This is a genomic window from Pseudomonas sp. NIBRBAC000502773 (assembly GCF_006517195.1).
Taxonomy (GTDB): domain Bacteria; phylum Pseudomonadota; class Gammaproteobacteria; order Pseudomonadales; family Pseudomonadaceae; genus Aquipseudomonas; species Aquipseudomonas marginalis.
Map to the genome: position 1 here is coordinate 1,346,685 of NZ_CP041189.1, position 12,169 is coordinate 1,358,853.

The following is a 12,169-nucleotide window of genomic DNA, read 5'->3' on the forward strand; positions in this document are numbered from 1 at the left end:
TAAATCAACGTATTTGCTGCAAGTGCCCATAGAGTTTGGCGTAAAGACCGCCATCGGCGATCAATTGCTGATGATCGCCATCCTCAGCAATATGACCACCGTCAAACACTAACACTCGATCAGCTTGTTTCACCGCCGACAGACGGTGGGCGATGATCAGTGTAGTACGGCCACTGAGGAACCGCGCCAGCGCCTGGTGCAGGTTGTACTCGGTGGCGGCGTCCAGGGCCGAGGTTGCTTCGTCGAGTATCACCACCTTGGGTTCGGCCAGAACCATGCGCGCAATCGCCAGGCGCTGGCGCTGGCCCCCGGAAAAGCGTACGCCGGAACGCCCGAGCACACTGTCCAGGCCCTGGGGCAAGGCCTTGACCGTCGCCTCCAGCTGGGCAATTTCCAGCGCCTGCCAGCACGCCTGGTCACTGCGCTCACGGCCCATGGTCAAGTTGGCGCGCACGGTGTCGTTGAACAGCGCCGGGTGTTGCAGCACCACCGCAACATGCTCGCGAAGGGTCTCCAGGCCAATCTCCTGCTGGGTGGCACCGCCAAACCGGATACTGCCCGCCTGGGGTGTGTAGAGCCCGAGCAACAATTGCACCAGGGTGCTTTTGCCACCGCCGCTGGCGCCGACGATTGCCACCTTCTCACCGGGCTCGATGGCCAGATTCAACTGGTCGAGTACCAGCTCTTCGCCGTAGCCGAAGTCCAGGCCGCGCACTTCGATGCCCACGGTGTCGTGCCCGGTGAACGGATCAGCACCGCCGGCATATTGCGGCTCATCGGCACGCGCCAGCAGCTCGTTGATCCGCGTCAGCGCCCCGCCTGCCGCGTAGTAGGCGTATTGCAGGTTGAGCAGTTGCTCCACCGGGCCGATCATGAACCAGAGGTAGCTGAACACCGCGAGCATCTGGCCGATGGACAGGTCGGAAAACAGCACGGTGAGCATCGCCGCCGCACGGAAGATGTCGATACCGAACTGGAACAGCAACCCACTGGCGCGGCTCGAAGCGTCGGTTTTCCATTGCGAATGAATGGCGTAGTCACGCACTTCCTGGGCCCGCTGGCCGAGGCGCCCGAGGAAAAAGCCCTGGCGGTTGCCGGCGCGCACTTCCTGGATGGCATCCAGGGTTTCGGTCAGGGCCTGGGTAAAACGCGAGGTGCTGTCGTTTTCCAGCTTCTTCAGGTGCTTGACGCGCTTACCCAACTGCACCGTGGCGTAGATCACCAACGGATTGAACAGCAGGATCAGCAGCGCCAGTTGCCAATGCATCCACACCAGGATCGCCGAGGTACCCACCAGGGTCAGCATGGCCACCAGGAAACGGCTGAGGGTTTCACCGACAAACTTGTCCAGCGTATCCAGGTCGGTGACCAAGTGGGTGGTGACGGTCCCACTGCCCAGGCTTTCGTACTCGCCCAGGGAGATGCGCTTGAGCCGCTCGATCAGGCGCACGCGGATGCGGTACACGATGTCCTTGGCCAAGCGCGCAAACAACCGCGCCTGCACCACGTTGAACAGCAGCGCGCCACAACGCAGAAACAGCGTCACCAGCAGCATCAGGCCGATATAGCCGGCCGCCTTCTGCCAACCCAGGGGCAATAGGTGGTTCATCACCTTGAGCGCGGCGTCGCCATGGCCCAGCAGTACTTCGTCTACCAGCAACGGCAACAGCAGGGGAATCGGCACACTGCACAGGGTCGCCAGCACGGCGACGCCATTGGCGATCCACAGGGACTTCTTGTGCCGCAGGGCCAGGCGGCGAATTTCCGCCCAGGTCAGTCGGTCGGTACGGGGTGACTGGTCATGCACAGGTCGCTCGCTCCAGCCATCGCCCCAACAACGGTGACAGCTCGGACAGCGGCTGGTAGCCGTTGGTCAGCAACGCCAACTGGCCGTTACGCTCGGCGAGCAAGGTCGGAAAGCCGGCGATCCCCAGGTCCTGGACCCAGGTGAAGTCAGCGGCGGTCGCGGCATGCTGCTCGGCACGGTCGAATGCGCCGGCAAACTCGATGCGCGGGATGCCTGCCTTTTCAGCCAGTTCCACCAGCACGCTGGCGAGGGTCACGTCGCGGCCTTCGACATAAAACGCGTGCTGGATCAGCCCCAACAGCTTCCACGCGCAATCCGGCGCCAGGCTGCGCGCGGTGACGATGGCACGGCAGGCAGGCTCGGTGTCATAGACAAAGCCATCAGGCAACGCGCCATCGCGCTTGAACGGCTGGCCGGTGGCGTCGGTGACGGCCTGCCAGTGCTCGAGGATGTAGCGCCGCGTGGTCGGTTCCAGTGCCGCGCCGCTGCCGGTGCGCAAGCCGCCCACCACCAGGTGCACGTCCACGCCGGCCGCCTGGGCCTGCTCGACCAGCGCCTGCGCCACCGGGGCAAAGCCCCAGCACCAGGAACACATCGGGTCCATCACATAGAGCAGGCGCGCGGGCATGGGTCAGGCCTCGGAAGGGGTTTGCTTGTAGTTGAAGCCAATCGGGTGCGGCATATTGCGGGCCTTGGCCAGCTCAATCTGCTTTTGCCGGTCGATCGCGCTGCGACGGGTTTTCTCCGGCAGCTTATCCCAGCAATGGGGGCAGCTGATGCCAGCCACATAGTGTTCGGATGCGCGGTCGGAGGCGCTCACCGGTGTGCGGCAGGCATGACATTGATCGTAGTCGCCTTCGCTCAGGTCGTGGCGCACAGTGACACGATTGTCGAACACAAAGCAGTCGCCCTGCCATTTGGTTTCTGCCTGCGGCACCTCTTCGAGGTACTTCAGAATGCCGCCCTTGAGGTGGTAGACCTCATCGAAACCTTCGCTGAGCATGTAGCTCGACGCCTTCTCGCAACGAATGCCGCCGGTGCAGAACATGGCGACCTTCTTGTGCTTGGCCGGGTCGAAGTTGGCTTTGATATAGTCGGGAAATTCGCGAAAACTGGTGGTTTTCGGGTCGATTGCGCCTTCGAAGGTGCCGATCGACACTTCGTAGTCGTTGCGGGTGTCGATCAACAGCACTTCGGGGTCGCTGATCAGCGCATTCCAGTCCTGCGGGTCGACATAGGTGCCGACTTTCTTGTTCGGGTCGACGCCTTCGACGCCCAGGGTCACGATCTCTTTCTTGAGCTTGACCTTGGTGCGGTAGAACGGCTGCTCATCGCAGTACGACTCTTTATGGTCGATGTCGTCCATGCGCGGGTCGTTCTTCAGCCAGGCCATCAGGCCATCAATGCCTTCGCGGCTGCCGGAAACGGTGCCGTTGATGCCTTCTTCGGCGATCAGCAAGGTGCCTTTGATGCCGTTGTCGACCATCGCCTGCAGCAGTGGCTCGCGCAGGGCGACGTAATCTTCGAGGGTGACGAACTTATACAGTGCCGCCACGACAATCGGTTGAGTCATGGGTGTTCTCTCCAGGTGGCTACCCTCGTAAGGGGTGAACCGGATGCAAAAAAAACGCGCCGGCTGAGCGGCGCGCTGCGGATTCTAGCAAATGCAGGGTGTCAGAGACACCCGCGTATCAGCTATGCCCGCCGGCGCAGGTCGGCGAGGCCGGGGCTGCGTCGATTTTCGCCCATTCTTCGGGCGTGTAGGTATGCAGCGCCAGCGCATGAAATTCGCTCATCAGATCCCCCAGGGTGGCGTAGACCTTCTGGTGGCGCTTGACGCGGTTAAGCCCCTCGAACTGCTGGCTGACCAGCACGGCCTTGAAGTGGGTCTGCAACCCACGGCTGTGCATATGGCTTTCATCCAGCACGCTCAAGTGCTCCGGGGCCAGGGCGGCGAGCGCCGTTTCGATACGCTGTTGCATGGTCATTCCTGCTTACTTCTTCTTGGCCGGTGCAGCGGCTTTTGGCGTCAGCTCGTTGGTCATGTCTTCCAACAGCTTGTTCACCACCGGCACGGCGCTTTCCAGCTTGGCCTGGGTCATCTGGGCCGATTGCTGGGTCAGCTGCGGCATTTTTTCCAGGACTTTCTTGCCCAGTGGCGACTGGTAGAAAGCAACCAGGTCCTTGAGCTCGGATTCACTGAAGTTGGTGGTGTAGAGCTTGACCATGTCCGGTTTCAGCTTCGGCCAGCCGATGGCCTGGTCCAGGGCGGCGTTGGCCTTGGCCTGGTAGCTGTCCAGTACGGACTGCTTGGCGGCAGGCGCCTTGGTCTGTTCGAAACGCTGGGCGAACATTTGCTGCACTTGCATGTACACCGGGGTACCCAGCTTGTCGGCATGGGCCAGGGTAAGGAAGGCTTCGGCACTGGCGTTGTGGCTGGCGGTATCGGCAAAAACCTGGCCGCTGGCGCAAACCAGAGCAACCGCGGTACAGATGGCACGAAGACGAGTCATCGAGTTTCCTTTTCTAGCAGGCGAGGTAAGACCCCAAGGGCGCCCATTCTGCGCCTAAAAAACGCTGCGGCTCAACCCCGGGCCTTACCGGGCGCGGATTGCGGTGAATGAATCCGATGAAAAGTCTTTTAGGGAACCCCCCAGGCCGATCAGGGCCTAAACTGCGCAAACGAACCTGAAGGAGAGTGCCCGATGAGCCGTATCGAAACCGACAGCCTGGGAGACGTGGAAGTCCCGGATGACGCTTACTGGGGCGCCCAGACCCAACGTTCGCTGGTGAATTTCGCCATCGGCGAACAGCGCATGCCCCTCGCGGTACTGCACGCACTGGCCCTGATCAAGAAGGCCGCCGCCCGGGTCAACGACCGCAACGGCGACCTGCCCGCCGACATTGCCCGCCTGATCGAACAGGCCGCCGACGAAGTGCTCGATGGCCAACATGATGACCAGTTCCCCCTGGTCGTCTGGCAAACCGGCAGCGGCACCCAGAGCAACATGAACGCCAACGAGGTCATCGCCGGCCGCGCCAACGAGCTGTCGGGCAAGCCCCGTGGCGGCAAGAGCCCGGTGCACCCCAACGATCATGTGAACCGCTCCCAAAGCTCCAACGACTGCTTCCCTACCGCCATGAGCATTGCGGCGGTGCAAGCGGTGCACCAGCAATTGTTGCCGGCGATCAATACGCTGTCCGGCGGCCTCGCGGAACTGTCGGCGCGGCATGCAAAGCTGGTGAAGACGGGCCGCACCCACATGATGGACGCCACGCCGATCACCTTCGGCCAGGAACTCTCGGCGTTTATCGCCCAACTCGACTACGCCGAACGGGCGATCCGCAGCGCCCTGCCCCAGGTATGCGAGCTGGCCCAGGGTGGCACGGCAGTGGGCACCGGGCTCAATGCGCCCCATGGCTTCAGCGAGGCAATTGCTTCGGAATTGGCGGCCTTGTCGGGCCTGCCCTTCGTCACCGCGCCGAACAAATTCGCCGCATTGGCTGGCCATGAACCGATCGTGACCTTGCACGGCGCCCTGAAAACCCTGGCCGTGGCCCTGATGAAAATCGCCAACGACCTGCGCCTGCTGGGCTCCGGCCCGCGTGCCGGCCTTGCCGAGGTGAAACTGCCGGCCAACGAGCCCGGCAGCTCGATCATGCCAGGCAAGGTCAACCCGACCCAGTGCGAGGCGCTGTCGATGCTGGCCTGCCAGGTGCTGGGCAATGACGTGACCATCGGCATCGCGGCGAGCCAGGGGCATTTGCAGTTGAACGTGTACAAGCCGGTGATCATCCACAACCTGCTGGAATCGATCCGCCTGCTGGCCGATGGCTGCAATAACTTCCAGGAGCACTGCATCGCCGGCCTCGAACCCGATGCCGGGAAAATGGCCGAGCACCTGGAGCGCGGACTGATGCTGGTCACGGCGCTCAACCCGCACATCGGCTATGACAAGTCGGCAGAGATCGCCAAGAAGGCCTACGCCGAAGGCTTGACCCTTCGGGAAGCGGCGTTGGACCTGGGCTACCTCACCGACGCAGAGTTCGACCAGTGGGTACGCCCGGAAAACATGCTGGGCGCCTAAGACGCCATGCGTAGCCGCCGGGCCTTGAGCCCGGCGAGCAACGACGGCGCCAGCGCGACCGCCGCCGACCCCAGCACCACCACCAGCGCGCCGAAATAGCCCAAGGCATTGATCTCTTCGGCCTGCACATAGGCCGGCCACAGCCACGACGCCAACGCCACCGCGACAAAGGTCACCAACGGCGTCAGGGCCAGGGTCGCACTCACCCGCGAGGCTTCCCAGTGGGCCAGGGCTTCGGCAAATGCGCCATAGGCCACCAAGGTGTTCATGCAGCACGCCAGCAACAGCCAGCCTTGCAGCGGGCTCAGTTGCAGGGCTTCCAGCGGATGCGCCCACGGCGTCAGCAGCACGGCGCACGACAGGTAGATCACCATCATCACTTGCAGCGAATTCCACACGGTCAGCAACTGCTTCTGGCCCAGGGCATAGAACACCCAGACCGAAGTCGCCAGCAGGATGGTCAGCACGCCGGCGGTGTAGGCGCCAAGGGACGTCAGCAACTCTTCCAGGCGTTGGTTGAAGAACAGCCCGAAGCCGATGATCAACACCACCAGGCCCACGCACTGCCCGACGCTGAAACGTTCCTTGAACACAAACACGCTGGCGATCATCAGGAAGATCGGGCCCATCTGCACCACCAGTTGCGCGGTGCCGGGGCTGAGCAGTTTCAGGCCCACCAGGTACAACACGTAGTTACCCACCAGCCCGCACACCGCCATCGCCACCAGCCAGCCGCCCCTGGGGCCGAGTACCTTACGACTGGGCAGGCGCCTGGTCGCGGCGAGGTACACGAACAGGCAACTGCCGGCCACCACCAGGCGAAACCAGGTGACCGTGATCGGGTCCATCACCTGCAACACTTGCTTGAGCTTGATCGGCAGAATGCCCCAGAGCAGCGCGGTCAGCAGGGTCAGGAGAAAACCGTAGACCCAGCGGCCGGAAGAGATGTGCATGAGTGCCCCAGAAGCCAGAGGAAGTGGAGCGGGCATTCTAGGGGGAAGTGAGCGAATTGGGATACGCCGCCGTTCAAATGTGGGAGGGGCAAGTCGAATCGTCGCACTGCCCCTCCCACACTTATCAGCGCACGGCTTCGAACAGTCCCGTGGCGCCCATGCCGCCGCCCACGCACATGGTGACGATGCCATAACGCACATTGCGTCGTTGCAGCTCACGCACCAGGTGTCCCACTTGCCGCGAGCCGGTCATGCCGAACGGGTGGCCGATGGAAATCGAGCCGCCGTTGACGTTGTACCTGGCGTTATCGATGCCCAGGCGATTGCGCGCATACAGGCACTGCGACGCAAAGGCCTCGTTGAGTTCCCACAGGTCGATGTCCGCCACCTGCAAGCCCCGCGCCTTGAGCAGCTTGGGCACCGAGAACACCGGGCCGATACCCATCTCATCCGGCTCGCAACCGGCCACGGTGAAACCGCGAAAAAACGCCTTGGGCTTGAGCCCCAGTGCCAGGGCTTTTTCCAGGCTCATCACCAGGGTCATCGAAGCACCGTCGGAGAGCTGCGAGGAGTTACCCGCCGTCACCGAGCCGTCTTCGGCGAACACCGGTTTCAAACCGGACAGGCTGGCCAACGTGGTGTCCGGACGGTTGCAGTCGTCGCGATCAACCACGCCGTCGAGGATTTGTACGGCGCCAGTGTTCTTGTCCTCGACCTTGTACTTGACCGCCATCGGCACGATTTCATCATCAAACAAGCCCTCCGCCTGGGCCTGGGCGGTGCGCTGCTGGCTTTGCAGGGCGTAGAGGTCCTGCTCTTCGCGGCTCACGTTGTAGCGGCGGGCGACGATTTCGGCGGTCTGGCCCATGGGAAAGTAGATGCCCGGCACCTGCTCCTTGAGCAGCGGGTTGATCAGGTTATCGGTGTTGACGCTTTTCATGGTCAGGCTGATGGACTCGACGCCCCCGGCAACGATGATCTCGCTGCAACCCGAAGCGATCTGGTTGGCCGCAATCGCAATCGCCTGCAAGCCCGACGAGCAGAACCGGTTGAGGGTCATGCCCGCCGTACCGGTGCCCAATTGCGACAGCACGGCCACGTTGCGCCCGATGTTGTAGCCCTGGGCGCCTTCGTTGGAACCGGCGCCGACGATGCAATCCTCGACGCTGGCCGGGTCGATGCCGTTGCGGGTCAGCAGTGCGTTGACGCAATGGGCCGCCATGTCATCCGGGCGGGTCTGGTTGAACTTGCCGCGAAAGGATTTGGCCAGGCCGGTTCGCACGCTGTCGACGATCACTACTTCACGCATGGGCTACCTCGATCTTGTCGTTGTGGGGAGATGGATCGAGGATAGATCCAGGCCTGCCCCATCGCGATGATCATTCATCCGGCGTATACAAAAGCATGGTGACGGACATAAACCTGTGGCTGGGCCGGCCTGTTGTGGTGAGCGGGCTTGCCCCGCGCTGGGCTGCGAAGCGGCCCCAAAACCAGCCAATGAGGTCTGCCTGAAAGAACGCGGCGCCTTGGTCAGGGCCGCTTCGCGCCCCAGCGCGGGGCAAGCCCGCTCACCACAACAAACCCTGCTCACCACAACAGGCCCGTTTGCCACAACAGGCCCGCTCGCCACAGAGGACTGCATCCTGAACAACACCAGGCCAGTGGTTATTTCTTTTTCTTCTTGTCGTGCTTGTTGGACTTGGCGAACGCTTCCTCCAAGGCCAGGTTGAGGGTGCGCAACACCTTGACCCGCGCCCAGCGTTTGTCATTGGCCTCCACCAGCGTCCACGGCGAGACCTCGGTGCTGGTGCGGTCGACCATATCGCCCACGGCGGCGCGGTAGTCGTCCCATTTTTCGCGGTTGCGCCAGTCGTCTTCGGTGATCTTGAAGCGCTTGAAGGGGATTTCCTCACGGGCCTGGAAGCGTTCCAGTTGGGTCTGCTTGTCGATGGCCAGCCAGAACTTGACCACGATCACACCGGCGTCGCGCAGTTGCTCTTCGAAGTCATTGATCTCGCCATAGGCGCGCATCCAGTCGGCCGTGGTACAGAAGCCCTCGATACGCTCCACCAGCACGCGGCCGTACCACGAGCGGTCGAACACGGTGAACTTGCCCCGCGCCGGGATCTTCTGCCAGAACCGCCACAGGTACGGCTGGGCCCGTTCATCCTCGGTGGGCGCGGCAATCGGCACGATGTGGTACTGGCGCGGGTCGAGCGCGGCCGCCACCCGCCGGATCGCCCCGCCCTTGCCCGCCGCGTCGTTACCTTCGAAGACCGTCACCAGCGCGTGCTTGCGCATGCGTTTGTCGCGCATCAGGCCGGAGAAGCGCGCCTGCTCGGTAATCAGCTGTTCTTCGTAATCGTCCTTGTCCAGGCTCAAGGTCATGTCGAGGCTGTTGAGCAGGCTCATCTGGTCGATGGCCGAGGGCAAGGGTGCCGGGTTCATGCCGCTGGCCTTGCCCTTGGGCAGCTTCAGGGCGTTCTGCAGGCCTTCGAGCAGGATCTTGCCCACGGTGAGGCTGCGGTAGTTGGCGTCGACGCCTTCAATCACATGCCAGGGCGCGTAATCGCGGCTGGTACGGCGCAGGATGCGCTCGCCGAAATGCACGAACTTGTCGTAGGTCTCGGACTGCTGCCAGTCCAGCGGGCTGATGCGCCAACTGTGCAACGGGTCGTCGGCCAGGGCCTTGAGCCGTGCCTTCATTTGCTTCTTGGACAGGTGGAACCAGAACTTGAAGATCAGCGCGCCTTCATCGCAGAGCATCTTCTCCAGGCGCTCGGCGCCGGCGATGGCCTGGTCGAGCCGCGCATCCTTGATCTCGCCGTGCACCCGGCCCTGCAGCATCTGGCTGTACCAGTTGCCAAAAAAGATGCCCATGCGGCCTTTGGCAGGCAGCTGGCGCCAGTAGCGCCAGGCCGGGGGGCGGGCCAGTTCTTCGTCGGTCTGCTGGTCGAAGGTGCGCACCTCGATCAGGCGCGGGTCCATCCATTCATTCAGCAGTTTGACCGTCTCACCTTTACCGGCGCCTTCGATGCCGTTGATCAGGATGATCACCGGGAAGCGCTTTTGCTGTTGCAACTCGTACTGCACCTCCAGCAAAGCCTCGCGCAGGGCGGGCACTTCGGCCTCAAAGGTGTCTTTGTCGATGGCGTGACCGATTTCGGCAGATTCGAACATGGGCGGCTCCGTTCCAGAAGTGAGCAAGACTAGCGGATTGGGCAACAACGCGCGGGAGGAAATTCCACCTGGGCTTGCCGTGGGTCAATTCAAAGCCTGTTGATCGGCTAGAATGGCCGCCTTGCCTTTACCGAGCCGCCCATGAACCCCGTAACCCACGCCCAGCTCGACTGGGATGATCAAGGTCGCCCGCACTCGCGGGTGTTCGACGACGTGTATTTCTCCGACCAATCGGGCCTGGACGAAACCCGCTATGTGTTCCTGCAACAGAACCGCTTGCAGGAGCGCTTCGCCGCACTGCCGGTGGGCGGGCGGTTGGTGATTGGCGAAACCGGCTTCGGCACCGGCCTGAATTTCCTCTGTGCCTGGCAGTTGTTCGAGCAACACGCCGTGGCCGGTGCGCGCCTGCATTTTGTCAGCGTGGAAAAGTACCCCCTGAGCCACGCCGACCTGCAACGCGCCCTCGCCCTGTGGCCCGAGCTGGCGCCGTTCGCCGAGCAATTGCTGGCGCACTACGTCGCCATCCACCAAGGCTTCCAGCGTCTGGTGCTGGACAACGGCCGCGTCACCCTCACGCTGCTGATCGGCGATGCCCTGGAACAGTTGCCGCAACTGGATGCGCAGATCGACGCGTGGTTTCTCGACGGCTTCGCCCCGGCGAAAAACCCCGAGATGTGGAGCGCCGAACTGTTTGCCGAGCTGGCACGCCTGGCGGCCCCGGGCTCGACCATCAGCACCTTCACCAGCACCGGCTGGGTGCGCCGGCTGATCAACGCCGCCGGCTTCAAGATGAAGCGTACGCCGGGCATCGGCCACAAGTGGGAAATCCTGCGCGGGGAGTTTCTCGGCTGGCCGGCCGACACGCCGGCACCGGCCAGCGCCAAACCCTGGTTCGCCCGCCCGACCATGCCCACTGGCGAGCGCCGCGCCCTGGTGATCGGCGGCGGCCTGGCCGGCTGCGCCAGTGCGGCCAGCCTGGCGGCGCGGGGCTGGCAGGTCAGCCTGTTGGAGCGCCATGGCGGTCTCGCCCAGGAGGCCTCCGGCAACCCGCAAGGGGTGCTTTATCTCAAGCTGTCGGCACACGGCACGGCGTTGTCGCAGATGATCGTCAGCGGGTTCGGGTACACCCGGCGCCTGCTGGAGCACCTGCAACGCGGCGTGGATTGGGACGGCTGCGGTGTGCTGCAACTGGCCTTCAATGCCAAGGAGGCCGAACGCCAGGCGCAACTGGCCCAGGCATTCGCCCCGCAGCTGCTGCATCTGCTGGACAAGGCTCAAGCCCAGGCTCGCGCCGGGGTGGGCCTGGAACAGGGCGGGTTGTTTTTCCCCGAAGGCGGCTGGGTGCATCCCCCCGCGCTGTGCCAATGGCAGGCGCGCCAGCCAGGTATCGAGGTGCTGGCCCATCATGAGGTGCTGGACCTGCGCAAAGTCGACGACCACTGGCAGGCCTGGGACGGTAATCGGCTGCTGGCCAGCGCGCCCGTAGTGGTGCTGGCCGGGGCGGCTGAGGTCAAACGGTTTGTCGCCAGCGCCGAGTTGCCCCTCAAGCGGATTCGCGGGCAGATCACCCGCCTGCCCCAGACCGCCGCCAGCCAGGCCCTGGCCACCGTGGTGTGTGCCGAGGGCTATGTGGCGCCGGCTCGCCTGGGCGAACACACCCTGGGGGCCAGCTTTGATTTCAACAACGATGACCTCACCCCTACCGCCGCCGAGCACGCCGGTAACCTTGAGCTGCTGCAGGATATTTCCCCGGACCTGGCCCAGCGCCTGCAGGCCGCCGACCTTGCCGCAGAGACCCTGGAAGGCCGCGCCGCCTTCCGCTGCACCAGCCCGGACTACTTGCCGATTGTCGGGCCGCTGGCCGACAGCCTGGCGTTCGCCCAGGCCTACGACGCGCTGCGCAAAGACGCCCGCCACACGCCGCAGGCCGCCTGCCCGTGGCTGGACGGCCTGTACATCAACAGCGGCCACGGTTCCCGGGGCCTGATCACCGCGCCGCTGTCCGGCGAGTTGCTGGCGGCATGGCTGGACAACGAACCGCTACCCCTGCCCCGCAGCGTGGCCGAGGCCTGTCACCCGAATCGCTTTGCAGTGCGCGGGTTGATTCGCAGCAACGCTGTAAAAACGGCCCCGTAGGCCGC

General features: G+C 63.6%; 10 protein-coding genes. 2 read left to right on the forward strand and 8 right to left on the reverse strand.

The window, feature by feature from the left end:
* Window positions 1–4: 4 nt before the first annotated feature.
* The 5 genes from NIBR502773_RS06125 to NIBR502773_RS06145 all read right to left on the reverse strand — a co-directional run bounded on the left by NIBR502773_RS06125 (window position 5) and on the right by NIBR502773_RS06145 (window position 4,320).
* Complete coding sequence (locus NIBR502773_RS06125; protein ID WP_141155653.1) at window positions 5–1,807, reverse strand: ABC transporter ATP-binding protein; 1,803 nt, start codon at window positions 1,805–1,807, stop codon at window positions 5–7.
* Complete coding sequence (locus NIBR502773_RS06130) at window positions 1,800–2,402, reverse strand: DsbA family protein (protein WP_177414166.1); 603 nt, start codon at window positions 2,400–2,402, stop codon at window positions 1,800–1,802. The genes NIBR502773_RS06125 and NIBR502773_RS06130 overlap by 8 nt, the downstream gene beginning before the upstream one ends.
* Window positions 2,403–2,438: 36 nt before the next feature.
* Window positions 2,439–3,380 (reverse strand): rhodanese-related sulfurtransferase, encoded by a 942-nt coding sequence (locus NIBR502773_RS06135; RefSeq protein ID WP_065923916.1) that lies wholly within the window; start codon window positions 3,378–3,380, stop codon window positions 2,439–2,441.
* 118 nt (window positions 3,381–3,498) lie between these two features.
* On the reverse strand, window positions 3,499–3,795 hold the full coding sequence (locus NIBR502773_RS06140) for a BolA family transcriptional regulator (protein ID WP_065923917.1): 297 nt from the start codon (window positions 3,793–3,795) through the stop codon (window positions 3,499–3,501).
* A 6-nt stretch (window positions 3,796–3,801) separates the two neighbouring features.
* Window positions 3,802–4,320 carry a DUF2059 domain-containing protein gene (locus tag NIBR502773_RS06145; protein WP_003236690.1) on the reverse strand — a complete coding sequence of 173 codons (519 nt, stop codon included), beginning with the start codon at window positions 4,318–4,320 and terminating at the stop codon, window positions 3,802–3,804.
* 192 nt (window positions 4,321–4,512) lie between these two features.
* On the opposite strand from NIBR502773_RS06145, the gene NIBR502773_RS06150 reads away from it, so the two are divergent.
* Window positions 4,513–5,895: a class II fumarate hydratase gene (locus NIBR502773_RS06150; RefSeq protein ID WP_027603957.1), complete on the forward strand. Its 1,383-nt coding sequence runs from the start codon at window positions 4,513–4,515 to the stop codon at window positions 5,893–5,895.
* Here the strand turns inward: NIBR502773_RS06150 and NIBR502773_RS06155 are convergent.
* From NIBR502773_RS06155 to pap, 3 genes are all read right to left on the reverse strand, one after another.
* Window positions 5,892–6,848, reverse strand: a complete 957-nt coding sequence (locus NIBR502773_RS06155; RefSeq protein ID WP_141155654.1) for a DMT family transporter — start codon at window positions 6,846–6,848, stop codon at window positions 5,892–5,894. The two genes, NIBR502773_RS06150 and NIBR502773_RS06155, sit on opposite strands and share 4 nt — an antisense overlap.
* Before the next feature lie 124 nt (window positions 6,849–6,972).
* On the reverse strand, window positions 6,973–8,157 hold the full coding sequence (locus NIBR502773_RS06160; protein WP_141155655.1) for a thiolase family protein: 1,185 nt from the start codon (window positions 8,155–8,157) through the stop codon (window positions 6,973–6,975).
* A gap of 356 nt (window positions 8,158–8,513) precedes the next feature.
* A complete protein-coding gene (gene pap / locus NIBR502773_RS06165) occupies window positions 8,514–10,028 on the reverse strand; it encodes a polyphosphate:AMP phosphotransferase (RefSeq protein ID WP_141155656.1) in 1,515 nt (504 codons plus the stop codon).
* Window positions 10,029–10,169: 141 nt separating this feature from the next.
* Between pap and mnmC the strand changes: the two genes are divergently transcribed.
* Window positions 10,170–12,164 carry a bifunctional tRNA (5-methylaminomethyl-2-thiouridine)(34)-methyltransferase MnmD/FAD-dependent 5-carboxymethylaminomethyl-2-thiouridine(34) oxidoreductase MnmC gene (mnmC, locus tag NIBR502773_RS06170; RefSeq protein WP_141155657.1) on the forward strand — a complete coding sequence of 665 codons (1,995 nt, stop codon included), beginning with the start codon at window positions 10,170–10,172 and terminating at the stop codon, window positions 12,162–12,164.
* Window positions 12,165–12,169: the final 5 nt, after the last annotated feature.

What these genes read in the sequence shown, in the direction of transcription:
- NIBR502773_RS06155 (WP_141155654.1), bottom strand. Translation starts at nt 6,848, where the DNA reads ATGCACATCTCTTCCGGCCGCTGGGTCTACGGTTTTCTCCTGACCCTG.
- pap (WP_141155656.1), bottom strand. Translation starts at nt 10,028, where the DNA reads ATGTTCGAATCTGCCGAAATCGGTCACGCCATCGACAAAGACACCTTT.
- NIBR502773_RS06150 (WP_027603957.1), top strand. Translation starts at nt 4,513, where the DNA reads ATGAGCCGTATCGAAACCGACAGCCTGGGAGACGTGGAAGTCCCGGAT.
- NIBR502773_RS06130 (WP_177414166.1), bottom strand. Translation starts at nt 2,402, where the DNA reads ATGTGTTCCTGGTGCTGGGGCTTTGCCCCGGTGGCGCAGGCGCTGGTC.
- NIBR502773_RS06160 (WP_141155655.1), bottom strand. Translation starts at nt 8,157, where the DNA reads ATGCGTGAAGTAGTGATCGTCGACAGCGTGCGAACCGGCCTGGCCAAA.
- mnmC (WP_141155657.1), top strand. Translation starts at nt 10,170, where the DNA reads ATGAACCCCGTAACCCACGCCCAGCTCGACTGGGATGATCAAGGTCGC.
- NIBR502773_RS06140 (WP_065923917.1), bottom strand. Translation starts at nt 3,795, where the DNA reads ATGACCATGCAACAGCGTATCGAAACGGCGCTCGCCGCCCTGGCCCCG.
- NIBR502773_RS06135 (WP_065923916.1), bottom strand. Translation starts at nt 3,380, where the DNA reads ATGACTCAACCGATTGTCGTGGCGGCACTGTATAAGTTCGTCACCCTC.
- NIBR502773_RS06145 (WP_003236690.1), bottom strand. Translation starts at nt 4,320, where the DNA reads ATGACTCGTCTTCGTGCCATCTGTACCGCGGTTGCTCTGGTTTGCGCC.